Source organism: Streptomyces anulatus (assembly GCF_014650675.1).
GTDB classification, from domain to species: domain Bacteria; phylum Actinomycetota; class Actinomycetes; order Streptomycetales; family Streptomycetaceae; genus Streptomyces; species Streptomyces anulatus.
Map to the genome: position 1 here is coordinate 57,357 of NZ_BMVK01000026.1, position 21,712 is coordinate 79,068.

Consider the following 21,712-nt stretch of genomic DNA (forward strand, 5'->3'; position numbering starts at 1 on the left):
CCCTGGCCGGTACGCGACCCCTGAACGGGCCAGGCCTTCCTAGTGTCTCTCCAGGTGAGGGTTGCCTTACCTCAGAACCAAGGAGAGACATGTCGATATTCATCCCGGCCCGACGCGGGCCGGGCGCCCTGGTCCGCGCCCTGACGGTGGCGGTCGCCGCCGTCGTCGTCCTGGCGGGCTGCGGTGGCAGCACCTCCGGCTCCGGCACCCCGGAGGGGAAGTCCGGGGCCGGGTCGGCCGCGTTCCCCGTGACCATCGAGCACGGCCACGGAAGCACGACGATCAAGCAGAAGCCGAAGCGCGTCGTGGCGGTCAGCTGGATGTCCCTGGACGTGGTCGCGGCCCTCGGCACCGTCCCCGTCGGCGTGGACGAGCAGTGGGGCGGCGACAAGCAGGGGTACACCCCGTGGTTCCGCAGCACGGTCGAGAAGCTCGGCGGACCGCTGCCCGAGACCCTCAACTACGGCGACGCGGGCGAGATCGACTTCGAGCAGATCCTCGCGCTGGAACCCGACCTCATCGTCGGCCTGTACTCCGGCATCACCGACGTCGACTACAAGCGACTCTCCCAGATCGCCCCCACCGTCCCCTACCTCAAGAAGCCGTGGGACGGCGGAACCTGGCAGGAGATGACCCGGACCATCGGCACGGCGCTCGGCGAGACCGAGAAGGCCGAGAACCTCGTCACCGACGTCCAGGGGCAGTTGGCCGCGGTGACGAAGGACCACCCGGAGTTCAAGGGCACCACCTTCGCCTACGGACTGGCCCTCGCTCCCGGCTCCACCGACGTCGGTCTCTACGTCGACTACGACGCCCGGGTCCGCCTGCTCACCGAGATGGGCTTCGAGAACACCCCCTCGATGGAGAAGATCGCCTCCACCGTCAAGGGCACGAACTGGTACGGCGGCATCAGCCTGGAGAAGCTCGACACCATCGACGCCGACATCTTCGTCGCGTGGGCCAACGGCGCCGACGAGGTCGAGCACACGCTCAAGGACCCGCTCTTCACCCGCTGGAAGCCGATCGCCGACCGCAAGTACGCCTTCGTCCAGGACCCGACCATGGGCATGGCCACCAGCGGTCCGTCGGTGCTCTCCATCCCGTGGGCGATCGACCGTTACGTCCCGATGCTCGCCGACGCCGTCGCGGGCAGGGGCAACACCGGCGCGGGCTCCTGACCGCCGTCCGCCGCTCCGCCCAGGTGACGCCCTCCCCCAAGGACAACCATGACCACCGCCCCGCCCACGGGTGACCTCACCGCCGGTGCCGAGCGCGCCGAGCCGGGCCCGCGCGACGACGCGGGCCCGGCCCGACGCCACCGGCACCGGCTGCTGATCCTGCTCACCGCCACCGCCCTGCTCCTCGTCGTCGCCGTGCTCAGCGTGATGATCGGGGCGCGCGCCATCGCTCCCGGCACCGTGTGGGACGCGCTGTTCCACTTCGACGACTCCGACGAACACGTCATGGTGCGTGAACTACGGGTGCCGCGCACCGTGATCGGCCTGGTCACCGGCGCCGCGCTCGGCCTCAGCGGCGCGCTGATCCAGGCGTTCACCCGTAACCCCCTGGCCGATCCAGGCATCCTCGGCGTCAACGCGGGGGCGAGCCTCGCGGTGACGTTCGCGGTCGCCGTGCTCGGATACACGGCCGCGGGCCAGTTCATCTGGTTCGCCCTGGGCGGGGCGTTCGGGCTCACCGTTCTCGTCTACGCCCTCGGCTCGATCGGGGCGGATCGCGGCACCCCGGTCAAACTCACCCTGGCGGGCGTCGCGTTCACCGCCGTGTGCGGCGGCTTCACCAGCGCCATGGCGCTCAAGAGCACGACCACCTTCGACGTCATGCGGTTCTGGGGCGTCGGCTCCATCGGCGGGCGGTCGCTCGACATCCTGCCGGTCGCCCTGCCGCTCATCGGCGCCGGCCTTCTGCTCGGACTGCTCAGCGCGGGATCGCTCAACGCCCTCGCGCTGGGCGACGACATCGCCCGCTCCCTGGGAACGCGCCTGGCGGTGACCCGGGTCGCGGTGATACTGGCCGTCACGCTGCTGGCCGGAACAGCGGTCGCGATCGCCGGTCCGATCTCGTTCGTCGGGCTCATGGTGCCGCACATCGTGCGCTGGTTCGTGGGACCCGACCAGCGCTGGATCCTGCCGGTCACCGTCATCGTCGCCCCCGCCTTCCTGCTGGTCGCCGACATCATCGGCCGCGTGGTGCTGCCCTCCGGGGAGCTGCGGGTCGGCCTCGTCACGGCGCTCGTCGGCGCCCCCGTCCTCGTCGCCCTCGTCCGGCGGCGGAAGGTGAGCACCCTGTGAGCACCCGCACCGCGTCCCAGCCCCCCGAGACCACGCCGCCGCCCATCGGGGCCGTACGCGCGCGGAGCCCGAAGAACCGGCCCGGCAAGGTCGATCCCGGCCGGGCCACCTGGACCCTGCGCCGCGGCGGGGTGGCGTTGCGCGTCGACCGGCGGGCCGTCCTCGTCTGCGCCGTCCTGACCGTCGTGGTCGCCGCCCTGGGCGTCGTGACCCTGGGCTCCGGGTCGATCTCCCTGACGCCCGTCCAGGTGCTGTCCGCCCTCCTCGACCCGGACGCCGACCCCCGGGCCCGCCTCGTCGTGGTGACGTGGCGGCTGCCCAGGCTGCTGTTCGCCGTGGTGTGCGGAGCGGCGCTCGCGATCAGCGGCGCCCTGTTCCAGTCGCTCACCAAGAATCCGCTCGGCTCCCCCGACGTCATCGGCTTCGCCTCCGGTTCGTACGCGGGCGCGAGTGTCGTGATGCTCCTGCTCGGGACCGCCAACTACCTGGCGGTGGCCTCGGGTTCGCTGATCGGCGGGGCCCTGACGGCGCTGCTGGTGTACCTGCTGGCCTACCGGGGCGGGCTGCGGCCGTTCCGGCTGATCATCGTCGGCATCGCCGTCGGAGCGTTCCTCGGCTCGCTCACGTCGATGCTGCTCCTCTCCGTCAGTCCGCAGCAGGCGATGCTCGCGGCCACCTGGGGCGCCGGTTCGCTCAGCGGGCTCGGCTTCGAGCAACTGCGCGCGACCGCCGTCGTGTTCGCCGTTCTGCTGGTCGGCGCCGCCCTCGTGGTACGTCCCCTGGTCCATCTGGAGATGGGGGACGACGCGGCTGTCGCGCTCGGGGTGCGTGCCCAGCGCGCCCGGCTGACCGCCACGGTCGTCGGCGTGGCGCTCACGGCGCTGGTGACCGCCGCGGCGGGCCCGATCGCCTTCATCGCCCTCGCCGCCCCGCAGATCGCCCAGCGGCTGACGCGGAGTTCGACCACCCTGCGCATCGTGCCCGCCGCACTCGCCGGGGCGGCCGTCCTGGTCGGCGCGGACTTCATCGCCCAGCGCATCGATCTGCCGGTCGGCGTCGTCACGGTGTGCGTCGGCGGCGCGTACCTGGCCTGGCTGCTCGCGCGCCAGTACGCGGGCCGTCGTCGATGACCGCCCGGCGCACGCCTCCCCCGGCGCGGCCCACCCCCCTTCCTCCCGAGGAGCGAACCGTGAGCACCACGACCCCGCCGGCCCGGCCCCCGGCAGCGGGACACCCGGCGAAGGGCCCCGAGCCCCACGCTCCGGAGGCGGGCCAGGGCCCCGAACCCGCCTCCGTACAGGCACTGTTCCGCACCGCGCTCGTACGGGACGGGCGTGGCCTGCGACTCGGTCTGACCGCCGCCGCATTCATGGTCCATCAGCTGTGCGAGGCTCTGGTCCCGATCCTCATCGGGGTCGTCATCGACCGGGCGCTCGCCCCCTCCGACGGCCCGGCTCTCCTCGGGTGGCTCACCGTGCTCGCCGGGGTGTTCACGCTGCTGTCCCTGTCGTACCAGCGGGCATCGGCGGCGATGGTGACCGTCTACGGATACGGCGAACAGGCGTTGCGCCTGCGGACGATGGCCAGGCTGCTGGACCCGCGCTCGCTGCGACGGCCGCCCGGGGCGGGCGAGGCGCTCTCGCTGGTCTCCTCCGACACCTACCGCGTCGCCGGGGTCTCCTGGAGTGTCGTCCAGCAGGCGTCCACGGTCACCGCCATCCTGACGGCGTCGGCCGTCCTGCTGCTGATCTCCCTCCCGCTCGGCGCCGGGGTGATCGCCGGCACGGTTCTGGTGCTGCTGGTCATGCGGCGGATCTCGATGCCGCTGGAGGCACGGGGGCTGGCCGAGCAGGGTTCGGCGGCGCGGGCCGGTGACGTGGCCACGGACATGATCACCGGCCTGCGGGTGGTCACCGGCATGAACGCCCATGCCGAGGCGGCCCGCCGCTACCGCGTCGCGAGCCAGGCCTCGCGCCGGGGCGCCGTCGCCGCCGCGCGGTCGGTGCTGACGTACTCCTGCGTGAGCCTGCTGCTGTCCGGACTCTTCCTGGCCGCGCTCGCCACCGCCTCCGGATATCTCGCACTCGACGGCAGCATCACGATCGGTCAGCTCGTCACCGTCCTGGGTCTCGCCCAGTACCTCCAGGGTTCGCTCGCCCACGTGGGCACCTTCGCCTCCAACTGGATCCACAAGCGCGCCTCCGCCCGCAGGCTCAGCGACCTCATCAACGAACCGCCCCTGATCGGCGCCGTCCCGGGCCCCCGGGACGGCGGGCCCGAGGAGTCGGCCGCCGCCACCGCCCCGGCGCTGCTCTGGCATCCGCCCGGCCACGACGAACCGGTGCGGCTGGAGCGCGGCGAGCTCGTCGGCGTCGTGCCCGCCCGGCCGTCCTCGGCACGGGACATCGGCGACCGGCTCGGCTACCGGGTGCCGCTCGCCCGCGGTGAACTCCTGGTGAGCGGCGTCGACGCGGTCGAGCTGGGGCCCGAGCGGGTACGGGAGTTGATCGCCGCGCCGCCACATCACGGCGCGGTGTTCTCCGGCACGCTGCGGTCGAATCTCGTCTCCCCGGGCGGCGCCCCGGACCCCGCCGTGCTGCGGGCGACGATGCTCGACGACGTGATCGAGGACATCGGCGGGGACGGAAGCGACGTCGGCGAGCGGGGACGCAAGCTCTCCGGCGGGCAGCGTCAGCGGCTGCTGATGGCTCGCGCACTGCACACCGGGGCGGAGGTCGTGGTCCTCGACGAGCCGACCACCGCCGTCGACCCGGCGACCGAGCAGCGCATCGCCGAGGGCCTGCGCGCCCTGCCCACAACCACGCTGCTGGTCACCACCAGCGGCATCCTGCTCTCCGCCTGCGACCGGGTCGTCGGCCTCTCCGCCGAGGCCGACACCGCCGTCCATGTCGACCCCGATGCCGTTCCGGGCACGGCTCCGGGCACGGCTCCGGGCACGGCTCCGGGCTCGACTCCGGGCACGGCTCTGGCCACCGCACCCGCCGGCGCTCCGGACACCGCATCGGGCGCGGCTTCCGGCAACGCTCCGGACGCCGCATCCGACACCGCTCCCGCCGCCGACCGCCCCGAACCGAACGGAGTCCCCCGGTGACCCCGGTACCCGCCACCCTGCCCATCGCCGGTCCCCGCCGGACCCGGCGGGAGCTGCTGCGCCGGCTCGGCGCCCACCGCTTCCGCCTCGGCGCGGCGCTGGGTACCCTCCTCGCCGGGACCGGGGTCACCCTCGCCACCCCGCCCCTCCTCGGCTCCATCGTCGACGCGGTCGCCGAAGGCTCCGGCACCGGCCGGGTGACCACGCTCGGCATCGCCCTGCTGGTCGTCGCGGCCACCGGCGCGGCCCTCGCCCTCCTGGGCGGGCGGATGCTGGTCGCCCTGGTCCAGGACGTCCTGGCTGCGCTGCGCGAGGACGTGTTCACGACCGCGATCCGGCTGCCCGTCGGCCTGGTGGAGTCATCGGACAGTTCGGACGTGGTCTCCCGTGTGACCCACGACGTCGAGGCGATCTCGGAGGCCGCCTCCGACGTCCTGCCCGATGTGACGGGCGCGGCCTTCACCATCGGTCTGAGCCTGGTCGGGCTCGCGGTCCTCGACCTCCGCCTCGCCCTGGCGGGCCTGGTCTGCCTGCCCGTCCACGTCCTGGCCACCCGCAGCTTCCTCGCCCGCACCCACCAGGTGTACGGGGACATCCGCAGGCTGGAGTCCGCACGCGGGCAGAGCGTCATCGAGGCGGTGCACGGGGCGGAGACCATTCGCGCGTACGGAACCCAGGGCCGGCACCTGACCGAGCTGTCCGACCGGGGCGAGCGGGCCATCGAGCGGCAGCGCGACGGCGTACGGCTGCGCAACCGGTTCACGGGGTGGCTCAACGCGGCGGAGTTCCTCGGCCTGGCCGCCGTCCTCGCGACCGGGTACGCGCTGCTCGGCGCGGGGGCGATCTCGCTCGGCGCGGCCACCGCCGCTGCCCTCTACTTCCACCGTCTGTTCGGACCGGTGGGCGCGCTCCTGGGCAGCCTGGACGACATCCAGCGGGCGACGGTGGGACTGGCCCGTCTGGTCGGGATCACCGACCTCGCCGGCCATCCCGACGACAGGGCGGCCGTGCCGCGCCCGGCGCGCGAGCCGGGTCCCCCGGAGATCGCGGTGCGGAACGTCTCGTTCTCGTACGACGGACTGCGCCCCGCGCTCAGCGAGGTGACCCTGACCGTGCCGGCGGGCGGCAGTGTCGCGCTCGTGGGCGCGAGCGGCTCGGGCAAGTCCACCCTGGCTCGGCTGATCGCGGGCCTGGGCGAACCCACGGGCGGCCGGATCACCGTGGGGTCCTCCGCCGAGGCGCCCGCCGTCCGGTATCTGGTGACGCAGGAGGTCCACCGGTTCGGCGGCACCCTCGCGGACAACCTCCGGCTGGCCCGTCCCGCCGCGTCCGACGAGGAACTGCGCGAGGCGCTGCGCGCGGTGGGCGCCGGCTGGGCGGAGCATCTGGAGTCCGGCCCCGACACCGTCCTCGGCCCGGGCGGGGCGCCCCTCGACGACGGCTCGGTCCAGCACCTCGCACTGGCCCGCGTCCTGCTGGCCGACCCGCCCGTGGCCGTGCTCGACGAGGCCACCGCCGAGTCCGGGGCGGGCGATCTGCTACGGACGGCGCTCGCGCGGGTGACCCGGGGCCGGACCAGTGTGATCGTCGCCCACCGTCTGGACCAGGCGCGCGACGCGGACCGCATCGTGCTGCTCTCCGGCGGCCGGGTCGCCGAAGAGGGCACCCATGACGAACTGCTCGCGCACGGCGGCGAGTACGCGGCGCTGTGGCGGGCGTACAGCCGGGGTGCTCCGGCGTGAGGGAGCGGACGGGACGGCGAACGGGGGACTCGGATCCGGGGGCACGGCTATTCGGGGGCGCGGCTATTCGGAGGCGCGGATCCGGAGGCGCGGATCCGGGGGCGCGGCTATTCGGGCAGCGGTCTGTCCTGGACGACGTTCTTCATGACGAGGGTGGAAGTCAGACGCTGGACGCCGGGGAGTCGGGCGAGTCGCTGGTCGTAGAGCTGCTGGAAGGCGGCCAGGTCGGCAGTCGCGACCCGGAGGAGGTAGTCGGGCTCGCCGAACAGGCGCTGCGCCTGGAGCACATGCGGGACGGCGGCCACGGCCTCCTCGAACGCGGTGACCGTGTCGGGGGTCTCCCAGCGCAGAGTGGCGAAGACGAGGGCCTCGAAGTCCAGGCCGACGGCCGCCGGGTCGACGACGGCCCGGTAGCCGCGGATCGCACCCTCTCGTTCGAGGTCGCGCAGTCTGCGGTGGCAGGGCGAGACGCTGAGCTGCACCCGGGCGGCCAGCTCGGTGACCGTCAGGCGGCCGTCGAGCTGCAGCTCGGTAAGAATCTTCCGGTCCAGGGCATCCATGGAGAAGATTCTCCCCCGAAAAGCCCGATCATGAGGTAGATACGCAAACATCTTCGGGCGAATCCGACCTAGCCTTCCCTCCAGATCACTAGATGCGCGAGGGAACGATTCGATGGATACGACGACGCTGGCGGCCTTCCTGGCGGTGGATCTGCTGCTGGTGTTCACTCCGGGCGCGGACTGGGCCTACGCGATCTCCGCCGGACTGCGGGGACGCACCGTGGTCCCGGCCGTCACCGGGCTGATCGCCGGACACGCGGTCTACGCACTGGTGGCCGTCGCGGGCCTGGCGGTCATCGTGGCAAGCTCCCCGGCCGCGCTCACCGCCCTGACGGTGGCGGGGGCCGGGTACCTGCTGTGGCTCGGCTGGGGAGTTCTGCGGCAGCCGGCCGCGCCGACGGCCGAGGGCGGGAGCACGGACGCCTCCCCTGTGCGGGTGCTGCTCAAGGGGGCCGGGATCAGCGGGCTGAACCCCAAGGCGCTCCTGCTGTACTTCTCGCTGTTCCCGCAGTTCATCGACCCTGCCACGGGCTGGCCGGTAGCCGCGCAGACCAGCCTGCTCAGCACGGTGCACCTGACCGCGTGCGCCGTCGTCTACCTCGCCGTCGGCGTCCTCGCCCGCACGGTCCTGAGCAGCCGGCCCTCGGCCGCCCGGGCCGTCACCCGCGTCAGCGGTGCCATGATGATCGCCATCGGCGGCTTCCTGCTGGTGGGACGCCTGGCCGGCTGAGGAACCCCGGCCCGCTCGACCCGACACGGACCCGAAGGAGAGCACGACGTGGAAGACCGGCTGCGGCAGGAACCGGCGAGCCCCTCGGTGCGCGAGCGCGTCCAGGACAGCTTCGGCCGACAGGGCCTGATGTCCCATCTGGGCGCGCGGCTCGCCCACATCGGCCCCGGCCGCGTACACATCGTGCTCCCGGCCCGCCCCGAGGTGACCCAGCAGCACGGCTATGTCCACGCGGGCGCCACCAGCGCCATCGCGGACAGCGCCGGCGGGTACGCCGCGCTCACCCTGTTCGACGAGGAGTCCGATGTCCTCACCGTCGAGTACAAGCTCAACCTCCTCGCTCCCGCGGCCGGTGACCACCTCGAAGCGATCGGAAGCGTCCTCAAGGCCGGCCGCACCCTGACCGTCTGCCAACTGGAGGTCCATGGCGTCCGGTCCGACGGCACCCGGAAGCTCGTCGCGAACGGCCAGCAGACCCTGATCCGCGTCAGCAGGCCCGTCGAATGAGCTCCGGCTGCCGACGGTCAGGTTGCCGGCGGTCCGGCGGCGGACGCTGGCCGAGGACGACCGCACCGAGGATCACGGCCATGCCGACGATCTGGAGGACGGACAGCGTCTCGCCCTTGACGAGGTAGCCCAGCAGGGTCGCCACGACCGGACTGCCCAGCGCGAGGAAGGAGACGGCGACGGCGGGCAGGCGCTCGATGCCCCGGAACCAGACGAAGTAGCTCAGGACCGCGCCCAGGGTGATGAGGTGGGCGAACCCGATGACGTTGGATCCGGTGAGACGCTCCGGCAGCCCTTCCAGCGACAGCCAGAACGGCAGCAGGACGAGTCCGCCCGCCGTGAGTTGCCATCCGGTGAACGTGAGCAGGCCGACGCCCTCAGGCCGCCCCCACCGTTTGGTCAACGTGATGCCCAGGGCCATGCACAGCGCACCGCCGACCGCCGCGAGGACACCGAGGGGGTCGAGCGGCACCGCGCCCTTGAGGACGAGCAGCACCACTCCCCCGGCTCCCATGGCGCAGGCCAGTGCGTGGAGGGCTCTGATCCTGTCGCCGAGGAGGAGAGCGGCGAGGATCACGACGAACATGGGCTGGGCCGACATGATCACGGCGGCGATGCCGCCGGGGAGTCGGTAGGCAGCGAAGAAGAGCAGGAAGTTGAAGCCGCCGATGTTCAGGACGCCCAGCACCGACGCACGCCACCACCAGACGCCGACGGGAAGCCTCCGGCCGAGGGCCAGCAGCACCAGCCCGCCGGGCAGGGCCCGCATGGTGGTCGCCAGGAGCGGCCGGTCCGGTGGCAGCAGCTCGGTGGTGACCAGGTAGGTGCTGCCCCAGACCGCCGGAGCGAGACCGGTCAGGGCGGCCGTGCCGATGTTCTGTCTGCTCGTCATCTCGCCTCGGAGTTCCGGGATCACGGCGGGCCCTGGTTTCGGGCGCGCCGGAGAAGCCCCGGTCGGCCGGCCGGCCGAGGTGGTCGGGGCCGAGGAGGCTTCTGCCGTGTGTGGTCGTCATCAGTCTCGGTCCGGGCACATCGATGAGTCCAACACATGCTTGTCACCCAATGGATCTCGATTCACGATGGATCCATGGAGCTCCAGCAGATGCGGTACGTGATCGCCGTGGCCGAGACGAACAACTTCACGCGGGCCGCCCAGCGCTGTCTGGTGGTCCAGTCCGCGCTCAGCCACCAGATCGCGCGCCTGGAGAAGGAGTTGGGCGCCCGGCTCTTCGAACGCACCAGCCGCCGCGTCCGGTTGACCGCGGCGGGCGCGGCGTTCCTGCCCGCGGCCCGACAGTGTCTGGAGGCGGCGGAGCGGGCCGCCGCCGAAGTGGCGGCGGCCGTCGGGGAGGTACGCGGACGCCTCACGGTGGGTCTGATCCCCACGGTCGCCGCCGTGGACCTTCCCTCCGTCCTCAAGGACTTCCACCGGCGCCATCCGAAGGCCCGGGTCAGTCTCAGCGTGGGGGCGAGCGAGGATCTCGTCGAGCAGGTCAGGAAGGGCGAGATCGAGGTGGCCTTTCTCGGCATCCCGGTCACGGCCCGGCCCCGGGGCGTCCAGGCCAGGGAGCTGGCACGGGAGCGGCTGATCGCCGTGGTCTCCCCGGCCCACCCGCTCGCCGGCGAGTCCTCGGTCGACCTTCGCCGGCTGGCCTCGGAGGTGTTCGTGGACCTCCCGGCGAAGACCGCCGGCCGGGCGCAGTCCGATCTCGCCTTCGCGGCCGCCGGCCTCACGCGCGAGGTCGCCTTCGAGGTGACCAACGCCGACTACCTGGCCCGGTTGGTCGGCGCCGGTCTGGGAGTGGCCCTGCTCCCGCCAACGTACGTCGCCGGTCTGGCCGGGGTGACCACGATCGAGGTCACGGACGCGCCGGCCCGTGTCGAGTACGTGGTCTGGGGCCGGGAGAGCAGAACCCCGGCGGCGGCGGCCTTCCTCCAACTCCTGGGCATCGAGGAGGAGTGAGCGCGGGTCGCGTCAGCGGACCTGGCCACCGCGGCCGATGGGTGCGTCGCCCGGGACCGCCGCTGTGAACCGCCTCACTGACCCGGCGCTTCGGGCGGAACGTAAGCGATCATGACGGGATGAAAGCTCGTTTCCTCGGCATCGCCGAGCTGGCCGAAACTCCGTCCGTGGCGGTCGTGGTCGACGTCATGCGGGCGTTCACGGTGGCCGCCTGGGCGTTCGGCCGGGGTGCGGAGAAGATCGTCCTGGCCGAGTCGCCGGCCGACGCCCTGGCGCTCAAGGCGCGCCACCCGGACTGGGTGGCCCTCAAGGACGGCCCGCCGGCGCCCGGCTTCGACACCGTCAACTCACCGGGCCTGCTGCGCTCCCTCGACCTCGGTGGACGGACCGTCGTGCAGAAGACCACGGCGGGGACGGTCGGCGCCCTCGCGGTCAAGGAGGCGTCGCTGGTGCTGTGCGCCGGATTCGTGGTGGCGGGCGCGACGGCCCGGCTCCTGCGGCAACGCGGGTGCGACGCCGTCACGTTCGTGGTCACCGGAGACGAGGGGCGCGCCGAGGAGGATCTGGCGTGCGCCCAGTACATCGCGCGAAGGACCGACGGGGGCGGGACGGACGCGACCGCGTTCCTGCGCCGCGCCGCCGAGTCGCGCGCCGCCGCCGAACTGACGGAGGGCGTACGCCAAGGAGCCCACCCCGATGACGTGGCGCTCTGCCTCGAACTCGACCGGTTCCCCTTCGCCATGGTCGCGGCCCCGGAGGACTCGCTGATGGTTCTCCGCCCGTGCGCCGTACGCTAGGGCGCGCTTCGAGAGTTCCGCCTGCTCGGCGCTGCTTTCGAAACACGCCCTGGTACTTCAGCTGTAGATCGTGATCTTCAATGCTGTTGAGCTGCCTGCCGCAGCTAGTGGCAGGACCGGTACCGGTCTTGATGGCGGCGTCGCCGGGCGGACCGGCCGAGGGCTCACAGCGGTGAGGTGTGGAACCGTCTACTTGGCCTGAGCGTCGGAGGGTCATGAATGAGAGAGCTGGGCAAACCATCTTCGCCCTCGCGCTGGTTGCTGGGGTACTCACAGGCTGCACCACGACCGATGAGGGCACTGAGACCGTCCGGGCGACACCTTCCGTCAGGACAATTCCCTTCGTCCTCCATACGCATTGCGGAATCGGCGAGGCCCGTATCGGCTCGACGTACTTCGAAGCGGAGACCCCGCTCACCGACGGCTCGGGAAACCCACCCGAGGGGTGGGACAACCCCTTCCAGCGCGGCACGATGACCTTGAAGTCCGACACGGAGGCCGTCTTCACCGACAAGGCTGGGCATGAGGTGAAGTTCCGTGCCCGGCCCGGTGCGAGTGCCTTCAAGCGCATCTGTAGTTAGTACTCCGCTCTGGACCGGATCCTCATGTCTGGGTCGCGGCCTGTCGCCGGTAATGGCTGGCACGTGATCGTGCCTGGTGGCGGCGTCGCCAGGTGGACCAGGCGACCCGATGGGCCGCGTCACGGACGGGCCGGATGACGCGAGGACATGACTGTCCCGCGTTCTTCCAGGGCGGCCCGCAGTTTCGGGTTGCCGCCGTAGACCTCGTCGCCGGTCACCCGGTCCGCCTGGGGCCGGGCGTCCAGGAACCGTTCGATCATCGTGCGGGCCAGGTCCGGCTTGGTCGCGAAGACCGTGTCCTCGCCCAGCCCTGCTGCCCGGCACCGATCCGGGTCGCAGGTCCAGGAGCGTGGGACGTACAGCGCGAGCCGCCGCTCGCCCGCGTACACGAGGCAGACGGCGACATGGGAGCTCTCGACCCGGCCGGCGGCGCCGGTGTACGAACATGACGCGGTAGAGGTCGGGGTTCTCCATCGCAGTGGCCAGGTAGGCGGCCCCCAGGGCGGCGAGGTCTCGTACCGGGTCTGCGGACATCTTGACGGCCGCGAGTCGGGCGGCCAGGCGGATGAAGCCTTCCTGCCGCAGCGCCTTCCACAGGCCGTCCATGCCGCCGAAGTAGGTGTAGACAGCCATCGTTGACACGCCGGTTCCGGCGACCAGGGTGCGGAGTGTGACCGGTTGCCTCGTCCGCAGCATCTGTGCGGCCCGGTCGAGCAGCAGCGAGCGGACCGCTGGATCTTTCGTCCTCACCATGGCACCACAATATATAGCATCGCTATGCTTTCATGGGTGCTGATCTTGCTGCTCCTGACGCCAAGAGGAAGAGGCCGTTCATGTCCGTGACGCTGGTCAATCCCGAGGGGTTGCCGAAGCCCGAGGTCTACCGGCAGTTGTCGGTCGCCACCGGATCGAAGCTGGTGTTCCTGGCGGGGCAGGTCGCCCGCGACGCCGACGGCCGGCCCGTGGGCGAGGGAGACTTCGCCGCTCAGGTCGAGCAGTGCTATCTCAATATCGCCACTGCTCTGGCCGGGATCGGCGGCTCCTTCGAAGACGTGGCGAAGTTGACCATCTACGTCGTCGACTGGAGCCCCGAGAAGATGCCGCTGCTGGGTGAGGGCGTGGGCCGGGCGGCAGCGAAGCTCGGCATCGATCCGGTCAAGCCGATCACCCTGCTGGGCGTTGCGGCGCTAGGGGAACCGGACCTCCTGGTCGAGGTCGAAGCCACTGCGGTCATCGAATAGCCGTATCACTGCGAGCAGGAAGACCGTGGGGCTGGCCATGTTGAGTCGGGGGGATCTGACGGACGGCGAGTGGGCGGTGCCGGATCCGCTGCTGCCGGTGAGCAACAACCGGTGCGGGGCCGGTGGCGCGATCACGGAGAGGCTCTTGCGGCACGTCCAGTCCGCCGTCGACGCCGCCGAAGGCGGCATCGACGGGAACATTAACGTCGAGCTGAAGCAATTCAGGGCCGTGGCCACCCGCTATGACAAGCGCGGATACGTCTACCTCGGCACCGTCACCGCCGCCGCACTCCTCATCTGGCTCCGATCATGATCGGAGAGACACGCCCTACGCCGCAGCCTCCGGCGCGATCTCGGCGATCAGGCCCTCGACGAGGGTCTTGATCTCGTCGCGGATCGGGCGGACCGCGGCCACACCCCGGCCGGCGGGGTCCTCCAGCTTCCAGTCGAGGTAGCGCTTGCCGGGGAAGACCGGGCAGGTGTCGCCGCAGCCCATGGTGATGCAGACGTCCGACTCCTTCACCGCGTCCACGGTCAGGACCTTCGGCGTCTCGGCGGAGATGTCGATGCCGACCTCGGCCATCGCCTCGACGGCGGCGGGGTTGACGGCGTCTCCGGGGTTCGAGCCCGCGGAGCGCACCTCGACGCGGTCCCCGGCCAGGTGGGTCAGCCAGGCGGCGGCCATCTGCGAGCGGCCGGCGTTGTGGACGCAGACGAACAGGACGGACGGCTTGCCGGAGGACTCGGCCATGGTGATCGCTCTCTCCCGTCGCACGGCGGAACTCGGCCGCCGATGACTCCGATGACTTCAGCACCCGCTGGTATCAGCGAGCAATGATGTGAGAATATCAGCGCATGCTGACTTCAGTCGATCCTGATGTGATCCGGGCGCTGGGCGATCCGCTCCGCCTGCAGATCGTGACCCTGCTCGCCCGCGAGACGCTCTGCACGACGCACTTGGTGGAGGAGACCGGAGCCAAGCAGACCAACCTGTCCAACCACCTGAGGGTGCTGCGCGAGGCCGGGCTGGTGGAGACCGAGCCCTGCGGCCGCTTCACCTACTACAGGCTCAGGCCCGAGGTCCTGGCCGGACTGTCCGAACAGTTCGCCTCTCTGGCCGAGTCCGCCCGTACCGCCGGTGAGAACAAGAGGGCCTGCCCGTGACCTCCACCGAGCCCACCATCACCTCCGCCCGGGGCACCGGCCCCGACGGGGACGACTCGATCGTCAGGAAGCTCTCCACCCTCGACCGCTACCTCGCGGTGTGGATCCTGCTCGCCATGGCCGTCGGTCTGGGCCTGGGCCGCCTGGTCCCTGGGATGAACGACGCTCTCGCGAAGATGGAGATCGGCGGGATCTCGCTGCCGATCGCGCTCGGCCTGCTGGTCATGATGTACCCGGTGCTGGCCAAGGTCCGCTACGACCGGCTCGACCGCGTGACCGGGGACCGCAAGCTGCTGGTCTCCTCGCTGGTCGTCAACTGGATCGTCGGCCCCGCGGTCATGTTCGCCCTCGCCTGGATCTTCCTGCCGGACCTTCCTGAATACCGCACCGGCCTGATCATCGTGGGCCTCGCCCGCTGCATCGCCATGGTCATCATCTGGAACGACCTCGCCTGCGGCGACCGGGAGGCCGCAGCGGTCCTCGTCGCGCTGAACTCGGTCTTCCAGGTGTTCGCGTTCGGCCTGTTGGGCTGGTTCTACCTCGATCTGCTGCCCCGGTGGATGAACCTGGGAGACGGCCAGGGACTGGACGTCTCCGTGTGGCACATCGCGCTGAACGTCGTCATCTTCCTCGGCGTCCCGCTGCTGGCCGGATTCCTCACCCGCCGCCTCGGGGAGAAGAGGATGGGGCGCGAGCGCTACGAGCAGCGGCTCCTGCCGAAGATCGGGCCCTGGGCGCTGTACGGACTGCTGTTCACGATCGTCGTCCTCTTCGCCCTCCAGGGCAGGACGATCACCTCGCAGCCGCTCGACGTGGCCCGCATCGCCCTGCCGCTGCTGGTCTACTTCGCGATCATGTTCTTCGGGACCTTCCTCCTCGGGAAGGGCCTCGGCCTGGCGTACGACCGCACCACCACGCTCGCGTTCACCGCGGCGGGCAACAACTTCGAGCTCGCCATCGCGGTGGCCATCGCCACCTTCGGCGTCACCTCAGGACAGGCCCTGTCCGGTGTCGTCGGCCCGCTCATCGAAGTACCGGTGCTGATCGGGCTGGTGTACGTCGCGCTCGCCTGGCGGCGCACGTTCGCCCCCGGCGCGGTGACGACGGCACCGTGACGCGGCGGGGCCGGCCGGTGGTCCCGTACGCGAGACAGCGCGGCCGATCCGGCCGTCACGTGATGGCGGGGCTGCGGCGTTCGACGAGGACGACGTCGCGCCAGACGCCGCGTCGGCGCCCGATCCGCTCCCGGATGCCGATGACCCGGAATCCCGCCCGCTCGTGAACGGTGAGGCTGGCGGTGTTCTCCGGGAAGATCCCGGCCTGAATGGTCCAGATCCCGGCCCGCTCGGTGGAGTCGACCAGCGCCTTCAGCAGGGCGGATGCGACCCCGCGGCCCCGCGCCGCAGGGTCGACGTAGACGGAGTGCTCGACGACGCCCGCGTACGCGCACCGGTCCGAAACCCTGCCGGCCGCCACCCAGCCCAGGACCCAGCCGTCCGCGTCGAGGGCGACGAAGCGGTGACCGGGCAGCTTCGCGGCGTCGAAGCTCCCCCAGTCGGGCGGGCCGGTCTCGAAGGTGGCGTCGCCCTCGTCGATTCCCGCCCGGTAGATCGCCAGCACCTGCTCGGCGTGGTCCGCGGTCATCGGCGCGACCACGACGCCCGGCACCCTGCTCACCGCGCCGCCCGTCCCGTCATCCCGGCGCTCAGGCGGCGGCGTGCTGCGTCAGCAGCCTGCCCATCCCGGCCAGCACCGAAGGCTCGACCCGGTAGTAGACCCAGGTACCGCGCCGCTCGGACGTCAGGAGCCCGGCCTCCTTCAACTTCTTCAGGTGATGGGACACGGTGGGCTGGGAGACGCCGACATCGGAGATGTCGCACACGCACGCTTCCCCGCCCTCGTGCGAGGCCACGGCGGAGAACAGCCGCAGCCGCACCGGGTCGCCGAGAGCCTTGAACATCCGCGCGGCCACCTGCGCCTCATCGGCGGTCATCGGGCGCTCGGTCAGAGGCGGGCAGCACGGCACCACGCCCTGGCCGTCGGCGGGCTCGATCAGCGGCAACACCTTCGCATTCGACATACGTCTATGTTGACATACGTCAAACCAGGGCGGCCAGAGCTTGTCCATGCGCGAGCCGGCCGGGGGCGGGACCAGGGGCGCGAACCCGGGGCGAACCGGAGTGAACCTGCCCGACAGCCACCGCGGGTGCTGCTGGGAGCGTCGCCCGACAGCTCCATCATTTCGACATACGTCTATGTTGACGCTCATCGATACAGGTGCCATCCTGGGCAGCACAAGCCATCGACAGACGTCGAAACACCCGAGGAGTCGCCGCCGTGAACGCGCCCGCCACCAACGAACTGCCCGTCGTCGTGATCGGAGCCGGACCCACCGGTCTGGCCGCCGCGGTCCACCTGATCGACCGGGGCATCGAGCCCCTGGTCCTGGAAGCCGGGCCGACCGCCGCCACGGCGGTGCGCGACTGGGCGCATGTGCGCCTCTTCTCCACCTGGGGCGAGGTCGTCGACCCGGCCGCCGAGAAGCTGCTGGCGCCCACCGGCTGGACGCGGCCCGACCCGGAGACGTACCCCTCCGGCGGAGACTGGGCCGAGCAGTATCTGCTGCCGCTCGCCGCCGCCCTCGGAGACCGGATCCGCCTCGACGCCCGGGTCACCGGCGTCTCCCGCACCGGCCGCGACCGGATCGTGGACGCCGACCGCGACCGGCAGCCGTTCGTCGTGCACTTCGCCCACGCCGACGGCCGCGAGGAGCGGGTATTCGCCCGCGCCGTCATCGACGCCTCCGGCACCTGGTCCACACCGTCCCCGGCGGGCGCCAGCGGCCTGCCGGCCCTCGGCGAGAAGGCCGCGGCCGACCGGATCGCCTACCGCGTCCCCGACCTCGCGGACCCGGCCGTCCGCGCCCGTTACGCGGGGCGCCGCACCGCCGTCATCGGCTCCGGGGCCTCCGCCTTCACCGCCCTCGCCTCCCTCGCCGACCTCGCCGAGTCCGGCGACGGTACGGGAACCACGGGCGTGTGGGTCCTTCGCCGGGGCCTCTCCGGCTCCACCTTCGGCGGCGGCGACGCCGACCAGCTGCCCGCCCGCGGGGCGCTCGGACTCGCGGCGAAGGCCGCCGTCGAGGACGGGCACGTGGACGCGGTCACCGGCTTCCGGACCGAGGCGATCGAACGCGACACCGCCGGCCGCCTCGTGCTGGTGGGCGAGGACGGACGCCGCCCGGACGCGGTCGACGAGGTGATCGTGCTGACCGGCCTCCGCCCCGACCTCGGCTTCCTGGACGAACTGCGCCTCGGCCTGGACGAGCGGCTCCAGGCTCCGACCGGGCTGGCCCCGCTGATCGACCCCAACCAGCACTCCTGCGGCACCGTCTACCCGCACGGGCACCGTGAGCTGTCCCACCCCGAACCGGGGGTCTACCTGGTCGGCATGAAGTCCTACGGCCGCGCCCCGACCTTCCTCGCCATGACCGGCTACGAGCAGGTCCGCTCCGTGGCCGCCGCCCTCGCCGGCGACCTGGAAGCGGCCGACCGCGTCGAACTCACCCTCCCCGAAACGGGCGTCTGCGGCGGGGCCGGCCTCTTCGACGCCCCGGCCGCCGCACAGTCCGACGCCGGAGGCTGCTGCGCCACGCCGGAACCCGCCCCGGTCCGGCTCGGCGTCGGCGCACCCGCCGCCGTGGTCGCGGACGAAGCAGCGGCGGGCGGCTGCTGCTCCCCCTCGTGACCGACCTGTCGCGCCATCAGGTCGCAGGGCGCCTGACGCATCGACCGGCCCGCACCCCCCGGAACAGGACGCGCCTCCCGGCCGGGCGCGAGCCTGACGCGGCGCCGGGGGGGTGCGGTCAGTGGTAGGCGTGGACGACGGCGTGGCCCTTGCCTCGGCCGATCATCCACTTGTTGACCGGCGTCGTGATCACGAAGGCAACGGCGAAGCCGCCCAGCAGGGCCGTCCAGAACAACGCGTCCGACAGGTGGGCGTCCATCGCCCCTGGCGTCAGGGCGATGATGCCGTTGTCGACGAGCTCCATCACCGCGATCGAGACGGTGTCGGCGGCCAGCGCCACCTTCAGCGCGGCTCTGAAGTCCAGCCCCGCCCTGCGGACCGCGAACAGGGTGAACGAGTAGCCGAACACGAACGCCAGCGCGATCGCCAGGATCATCGTCTGGACATTGCCCCACATCAGGGCCGTACCGATGACCATGCCGAGGATCTCACCGATCGCACAGCCGGTGAGGCAGTGCAGCGTCGCCTTCACGGCCGTCCCCCACGTCGCCCCGCCCTTCCGATGCCCGGCGTGGCCCGCGTGCGGCTGCCGGCCGCCATGGTCGTGGTCGGTGCCCGTGTGGTGCGTGCCGTGGTCCATGGTCATCGTCTCCCGTCCCGCCCGATGCGGTCCCGCTGCCCCGCACGAAACACGCTATACCCCGCAGGGGTATAGCACCATGGACCGCCCCGGTTCGACTTCCTCGCTATTTGTTAATGACTATCATTTCCATGTAACGTCTCGACGTCAACGACGAAGGTGGTTTCCCATGGCAGTCCCGAAGCGGAAAATGTCCCGCAGCAACACCCGTCACCGCCGTGCCCAGTGGAAGGCCGCGACGCCTCAGCTGGTGCCCGTCACGATCGACGGTTCCGTCCACCAGGTGCCGCAACGGCTGGTGAAGGCCTACGAGCGCGGCCTCCTGCGCCCCGAAAGCTGAGACCCCCGGGGCGCGGAACCTCCTGCCCGACACCGTGCTTTCCGGCTCCCCTCGTGGGGGCTGAACTCGATGCGCGGGCGGGTGCCGCACCGGGACCCGGGCGCGTCAGCCGGCCTCCTCCCCCAGGTGACGCAGCGCTTGGCGGAAGTCGTCCAGGGCGGGCCCGAGATCGCGGGCGGCGGCGTGGAAGGTCGACCGGTCGATCAGGATCCTGGCCAGCGCTCGTGCCCCCTCCGCCGGGTCGTGCCGATACAGCCGGCGGGCCAGACTCACTCCGTCGTCGAACAGGGAGCGCATGTTCTCCGTGAACCGATGGGTGCGCCACTCCCCGTGGACGGCGGAGCGGACGGTGAGGACGTGGTGCAGGCGGACCAGTTCGGCCAGGTGCCGGTCCGGATCTCCGGCGGCTCGCGGAGCAAGGGCGTCCACCTCTTCCCGGAGGGCGTGAAGGCTGCCGGATCGGCGCCGCTTGGCATCATCCGACCAGTGCATGGGCGCCGCACCCGAGGGCGGACGCGGCCCATCGGGGGCTGGCCGGTCCCTTTCGGCGCCGGAGAAGGCCAGCAACGCCCCCCAGAACGACGACTGATAGGCACTCCAGATGTTCCGCTCGCCGGTATCGGCCAACCGCGTCAGCAGGGTGAGCGCTTCGTGCCGCACCAGGCTCGCCTGCTCGCCCCGTCCGTGGGTGTCGAGCATTCGCGCGTACCCGATGAGCGCGTAGAGATGGCAGAGCATCGAACTGCGGTCGTTCGCGGCCTCGGCCGCTTCCATACTGACGAGCGTCTCGAACGCGGCAAGCGTCTCGGCGGATCGGCCCGCGTCGTGGAGAGCCGCTATCCAGTCCAGCAGCGACCAGGCGAGGGCCCCGCCGCAGGGCCCGTCGGGCAGGACGGCCGCGACCAGCTCGGTCATGACGTCGGCGGCCTCGGCGTACCGGCCCGCGTCGGAGAGCCCGGCGGCCCACTCACGCAGCCCTCTGACCGAGGGCACTCCTGACAGCTCCGCCTGCGCACGGCCGATGCCGACCATCTCGGCGCGCATCATGAGCCCTTCGGCACCTCGGCCCATGTCGTACAGCTCCCTCTGACACGCGTCGAGGGCCCTGTACAGAACATCTGCACGGGCGGGTTCGGCCGCATCGATGGACCGCGCCACGGCCACCGCCTCTTCACTCAGCGCCAGAGCGGACGCGTGCTTCCTGCCGGAGCCGGTGTCGTAACTCAGACGCTGGAGCGCCCTGGCCAGGAGCGGCAGATACGCGGCGGGACCGACCTGAGCGAGCACCCGGTACGCGTCGACCTCCTCGCGCGGCGTGCGACGCCCCGAAGCGAGCAGCACGTTCCGCGCTCGCACGATGTCGTCCTGATCGACTTTCCGCGAGTGATTCATAACCGAGATGGTGCGGCCCGGGGAGGGGGCCCAACAAGGCTGCGCAGCTATGCCGTTCGTCCTACGAAAGCAGCCTCTGACCTGTCATGATGGCTGTGACACCACCCTTCCGGGAGTACGCGCCGCCGAGCAAGCGGGCCTGCGGACTCCGCGTCCTGAGCGCTCCTCACCCGTCGTTTCGTCAGCGCCTCCCGCGCAGTGCCGCAAGGGTCGCGTCGAGGTCGGCCGCGCCGGTGCGGTTGTGGGGCAGCTTTGCCAGCAGGGCGGCCATACCGCAGGTGTTGGTGAGGGCGGAGAAGACCAGTCCTGCGGCGGTGCCTGCCGAGAGGATCTGGAACGCGGGGTGGACGAGGAGGCCGAGGAGCAGGCCGAGGAGGACGACGGTTCCGGCGGTGAGGCGGACCTGCCGTTCCATGCCCCAGGTCGCTCGGGGGTTTCCTTCGGGGCGGTGCAGGTCGTGGCCTTCGGCCGCCCAGGCACTGGTGCCACCGCTGAGCGTGGCGGTCGTGATGCCGTTCTCGGCGAGGATGCGGCAGGCGTTCTCCGAGCGGGCGCCGGACGCGCAGACGATCAGGACCTCACCGCGGTCAGCGGCCTGTCGGACTTCGGTGAGCGCCCGCTGGATGCGGTCCAGGGGAATGTTGAGGGCGCCGGGCAGATGGCCGCCGGCGTACTCGCCGGGGGTGCGGACGTCGATGACGGTCAACTCGTGGAGGCGGTTGCGGGTCTCGTGGGTGGAGAGGGCGGAGGGCGTGGTCATGGCGGGTTTCGTCCTTGCTGTCTGTCGGGTCCCCACCGAGGGGGAGTACATTACCCCTGGGGGTATTTCATGAGGAGTGATGATGGAGCTTGATCTGGCGGGAGCGGAGCTCAAGGCGGTCCTGAAC

General features: G+C 71.5%; 23 protein-coding genes and 2 pseudogenes. 16 read left to right on the forward strand and 9 right to left on the reverse strand.

The genetic code is table 11. The features are described from left to right. Positions 1–89: 89 nt before the first annotated feature. Genes IE272_RS36565 through IE272_RS36585 form a run of 5 tightly spaced genes read left to right on the forward strand, consistent with a single transcriptional unit; the run spans position 90 to position 7,163 of the window. Positions 90–1,178, forward strand: a complete 1,089-nt coding sequence (locus IE272_RS36565) for an iron-siderophore ABC transporter substrate-binding protein (protein WP_056705075.1) — start codon at positions 90–92, stop codon at positions 1,176–1,178. 48 nt (positions 1,179–1,226) lie between these two features. After that, positions 1,227–2,309 carry a FecCD family ABC transporter permease gene (locus IE272_RS36570; RefSeq protein WP_190010019.1) on the forward strand — a complete coding sequence of 361 codons (1,083 nt, stop codon included), beginning with the start codon at positions 1,227–1,229 and terminating at the stop codon, positions 2,307–2,309. Between the two features lie 44 nt (positions 2,310–2,353). Further along, the gene (locus IE272_RS36575; protein ID WP_050362233.1) at positions 2,354–3,439 is read left to right on the forward strand and encodes a FecCD family ABC transporter permease; all 1,086 of its coding nucleotides are present in this window, start codon (positions 2,354–2,356) and stop codon (positions 3,437–3,439) included. Positions 3,440–3,498: 59 nt separating this feature from the next. After that, positions 3,499–5,421, forward strand: a complete 1,923-nt coding sequence (locus IE272_RS36580; protein WP_190010020.1) for an ABC transporter transmembrane domain-containing protein — start codon at positions 3,499–3,501, stop codon at positions 5,419–5,421. Continuing rightward, positions 5,418–7,163 carry an ABC transporter ATP-binding protein gene (locus IE272_RS36585; protein WP_190010022.1) on the forward strand — a complete coding sequence of 582 codons (1,746 nt, stop codon included), beginning with the start codon at positions 5,418–5,420 and terminating at the stop codon, positions 7,161–7,163. Before IE272_RS36580 ends, IE272_RS36585 begins: the two co-directional genes overlap by 4 nt. A 107-nt stretch (positions 7,164–7,270) precedes the next feature. Here the strand turns inward: IE272_RS36585 and IE272_RS36590 are convergent, their stop codons facing one another. Next, on the reverse strand, positions 7,271–7,723 hold the full coding sequence (locus IE272_RS36590) for an Lrp/AsnC family transcriptional regulator (protein WP_050361792.1): 453 nt from the start codon (positions 7,721–7,723) through the stop codon (positions 7,271–7,273). A gap of 112 nt (positions 7,724–7,835) precedes the next feature. Here IE272_RS36590 and IE272_RS36595 point away from each other — a divergent pair, with 112 nt between their 5' ends. Both IE272_RS36595 and IE272_RS36600 read left to right on the forward strand, forming a co-directional pair. Continuing rightward, positions 7,836–8,453 (forward strand): LysE family translocator, encoded by a 618-nt coding sequence (locus IE272_RS36595; RefSeq protein WP_190010024.1) that lies wholly within the window; start codon positions 7,836–7,838, stop codon positions 8,451–8,453. 48 nt (positions 8,454–8,501) lie between these two features. Then, positions 8,502–8,960: a PaaI family thioesterase gene (locus IE272_RS36600; RefSeq protein WP_190010026.1), complete on the forward strand. Its 459-nt coding sequence runs from the start codon at positions 8,502–8,504 to the stop codon at positions 8,958–8,960. Here IE272_RS36600 and IE272_RS36605 read toward each other — a convergent pair. Next, the gene (locus IE272_RS36605; protein WP_190010028.1) at positions 8,941–9,852 is read right to left on the reverse strand and encodes an EamA family transporter; all 912 of its coding nucleotides are present in this window, start codon (positions 9,850–9,852) and stop codon (positions 8,941–8,943) included. The genes IE272_RS36600 and IE272_RS36605 overlap by 20 nt on opposite strands. 195 nt (positions 9,853–10,047) lie before the next feature. On the opposite strand from IE272_RS36605, the gene IE272_RS36610 reads away from it, so the two are divergent. From IE272_RS36610 to IE272_RS36620, 3 genes are all read left to right on the forward strand, one after another. After that, on the forward strand, positions 10,048–10,923 hold the full coding sequence (locus tag IE272_RS36610) for a LysR family transcriptional regulator (RefSeq protein ID WP_050361797.1): 876 nt from the start codon (positions 10,048–10,050) through the stop codon (positions 10,921–10,923). 119 nt (positions 10,924–11,042) lie between these two features. Beyond that, a complete protein-coding gene (locus tag IE272_RS36615) occupies positions 11,043–11,720 on the forward strand; it encodes a 2-phosphosulfolactate phosphatase (protein WP_050361798.1) in 678 nt (225 codons plus the stop codon). Between the two features lie 215 nt (positions 11,721–11,935). Next, complete coding sequence (locus tag IE272_RS36620; protein WP_050361799.1) at positions 11,936–12,301, forward strand: hypothetical protein; 366 nt, start codon at positions 11,936–11,938, stop codon at positions 12,299–12,301. Positions 12,302–12,453: 152 nt separating this feature from the next. On the opposite strand, the pseudogene IE272_RS36625 reads toward IE272_RS36620, so the two are convergent. Next, positions 12,454–12,744: pseudogene (locus tag IE272_RS36625) on the reverse strand (transposase); the annotation flags it as partial. 390 nt (positions 12,745–13,134) lie between these two features. On the opposite strand from IE272_RS36625, the gene IE272_RS36630 reads away from it, so the two are divergent. Next, the gene (locus tag IE272_RS36630) at positions 13,135–13,542 is read left to right on the forward strand and encodes a RidA family protein (protein ID WP_056705096.1); all 408 of its coding nucleotides are present in this window, start codon (positions 13,135–13,137) and stop codon (positions 13,540–13,542) included. A gap of 208 nt (positions 13,543–13,750) precedes the next feature. Beyond that, positions 13,751–13,855, forward strand: a pseudogene (locus tag IE272_RS38990) (IS5/IS1182 family transposase); the annotation flags it as partial. Positions 13,856–13,870: 15 nt separating this feature from the next. Here IE272_RS38990 and IE272_RS36640 read toward each other — a convergent pair. Next, positions 13,871–14,293 (reverse strand): arsenate reductase ArsC, encoded by a 423-nt coding sequence (locus IE272_RS36640; protein ID WP_050361806.1) that lies wholly within the window; start codon positions 14,291–14,293, stop codon positions 13,871–13,873. Between the two features lie 104 nt (positions 14,294–14,397). Here IE272_RS36640 and IE272_RS36645 point away from each other — a divergent pair, with 104 nt between their 5' ends. Together IE272_RS36645 and arsB are read left to right on the forward strand one after the other, a co-directional pair. Then, entirely contained in the window at positions 14,398–14,706 is a 309-nt protein-coding gene (locus IE272_RS36645; protein ID WP_190010031.1) for an ArsR/SmtB family transcription factor, read from the forward strand. Continuing rightward, positions 14,703–15,821: an ACR3 family arsenite efflux transporter gene (arsB, locus tag IE272_RS36650; protein ID WP_190010033.1), complete on the forward strand. Its 1,119-nt coding sequence runs from the start codon at positions 14,703–14,705 to the stop codon at positions 15,819–15,821. Before IE272_RS36645 ends, arsB begins: the two co-directional genes overlap by 4 nt. 55 nt (positions 15,822–15,876) lie before the next feature. On the opposite strand, the gene IE272_RS36655 is transcribed toward arsB, so the two are convergent. Next, entirely contained in the window at positions 15,877–16,350 is a 474-nt protein-coding gene (locus tag IE272_RS36655) for a GNAT family N-acetyltransferase (protein ID WP_190010041.1), read from the reverse strand. Positions 16,351–16,411: 61 nt separating this feature from the next. After that, positions 16,412–16,786 (reverse strand): ArsR/SmtB family transcription factor, encoded by a 375-nt coding sequence (locus tag IE272_RS36660; protein WP_050361810.1) that lies wholly within the window; start codon positions 16,784–16,786, stop codon positions 16,412–16,414. A gap of 257 nt (positions 16,787–17,043) precedes the next feature. Here IE272_RS36660 and IE272_RS36665 point away from each other — a divergent pair, with 257 nt between their 5' ends. Next, positions 17,044–18,453, forward strand: coding sequence for an NAD(P)-binding domain-containing protein (locus IE272_RS36665; RefSeq protein WP_050361812.1), 1,410 nt, complete (start codon positions 17,044–17,046; stop codon positions 18,451–18,453). A gap of 118 nt (positions 18,454–18,571) precedes the next feature. On the opposite strand, the gene IE272_RS36670 is transcribed toward IE272_RS36665, so the two are convergent. After that, on the reverse strand, positions 18,572–19,093 hold the full coding sequence (locus IE272_RS36670) for a DUF4396 domain-containing protein (protein ID WP_050362237.1): 522 nt from the start codon (positions 19,091–19,093) through the stop codon (positions 18,572–18,574). A gap of 169 nt (positions 19,094–19,262) precedes the next feature. On the opposite strand from IE272_RS36670, the gene rpmF reads away from it, so the two are divergent. Beyond that, positions 19,263–19,433, forward strand: a complete 171-nt coding sequence (rpmF, locus tag IE272_RS36675) for a 50S ribosomal protein L32 (RefSeq protein WP_050361813.1) — start codon at positions 19,263–19,265, stop codon at positions 19,431–19,433. A gap of 105 nt (positions 19,434–19,538) precedes the next feature. Here rpmF and IE272_RS36680 read toward each other — a convergent pair whose 3' ends face one another. Both IE272_RS36680 and IE272_RS36685 read right to left on the reverse strand, forming a co-directional pair. Continuing rightward, entirely contained in the window at positions 19,539–20,825 is a 1,287-nt protein-coding gene (locus tag IE272_RS36680; RefSeq protein WP_079045452.1) for a hypothetical protein, read from the reverse strand. A 181-nt stretch (positions 20,826–21,006) separates the two neighbouring features. Continuing rightward, entirely contained in the window at positions 21,007–21,585 is a 579-nt protein-coding gene (locus IE272_RS36685) for a rhodanese-like domain-containing protein (protein WP_190010035.1), read from the reverse strand. Positions 21,586–21,712 lie beyond the last annotated feature (127 nt).

Excerpts from the sequence above, each read along its gene's own strand:
- IE272_RS36670 (WP_050362237.1), bottom strand. The coding sequence starts at position 19,093 with ATGGACCACGGCACGCACCACACGGGCACCGACCACGACCATGGCGGC.
- IE272_RS36620 (WP_050361799.1), top strand. The coding sequence starts at position 11,936 with ATGAATGAGAGAGCTGGGCAAACCATCTTCGCCCTCGCGCTGGTTGCT.
- IE272_RS36605 (WP_190010028.1), bottom strand. The coding sequence starts at position 9,852 with ATGACGAGCAGACAGAACATCGGCACGGCCGCCCTGACCGGTCTCGCT.
- IE272_RS36630 (WP_056705096.1), top strand. The coding sequence starts at position 13,135 with ATGTCCGTGACGCTGGTCAATCCCGAGGGGTTGCCGAAGCCCGAGGTC.
- IE272_RS36610 (WP_050361797.1), top strand. The coding sequence starts at position 10,048 with ATGGAGCTCCAGCAGATGCGGTACGTGATCGCCGTGGCCGAGACGAAC.
- IE272_RS36570 (WP_190010019.1), top strand. The coding sequence starts at position 1,227 with ATGACCACCGCCCCGCCCACGGGTGACCTCACCGCCGGTGCCGAGCGC.
- IE272_RS36645 (WP_190010031.1), top strand. The coding sequence starts at position 14,398 with ATGCTGACTTCAGTCGATCCTGATGTGATCCGGGCGCTGGGCGATCCG.
- IE272_RS36615 (WP_050361798.1), top strand. The coding sequence starts at position 11,043 with ATGAAAGCTCGTTTCCTCGGCATCGCCGAGCTGGCCGAAACTCCGTCC.
- IE272_RS36660 (WP_050361810.1), bottom strand. The coding sequence starts at position 16,786 with ATGTCGAATGCGAAGGTGTTGCCGCTGATCGAGCCCGCCGACGGCCAG.
- IE272_RS36640 (WP_050361806.1), bottom strand. The coding sequence starts at position 14,293 with ATGGCCGAGTCCTCCGGCAAGCCGTCCGTCCTGTTCGTCTGCGTCCAC.
- IE272_RS36565 (WP_056705075.1), top strand. The coding sequence starts at position 90 with ATGTCGATATTCATCCCGGCCCGACGCGGGCCGGGCGCCCTGGTCCGC.
- IE272_RS36590 (WP_050361792.1), bottom strand. The coding sequence starts at position 7,723 with ATGGATGCCCTGGACCGGAAGATTCTTACCGAGCTGCAGCTCGACGGC.
- IE272_RS36685 (WP_190010035.1), bottom strand. The coding sequence starts at position 21,585 with ATGACCACGCCCTCCGCCCTCTCCACCCACGAGACCCGCAACCGCCTC.
- IE272_RS36680 (WP_079045452.1), bottom strand. The coding sequence starts at position 20,825 with ATGAATCACTCGCGGAAAGTCGATCAGGACGACATCGTGCGAGCGCGG.
- IE272_RS36595 (WP_190010024.1), top strand. The coding sequence starts at position 7,836 with ATGGATACGACGACGCTGGCGGCCTTCCTGGCGGTGGATCTGCTGCTG.
- IE272_RS36655 (WP_190010041.1), bottom strand. The coding sequence starts at position 16,350 with ATGACCGCGGACCACGCCGAGCAGGTGCTGGCGATCTACCGGGCGGGA.
- rpmF (WP_050361813.1), top strand. The coding sequence starts at position 19,263 with ATGGCAGTCCCGAAGCGGAAAATGTCCCGCAGCAACACCCGTCACCGC.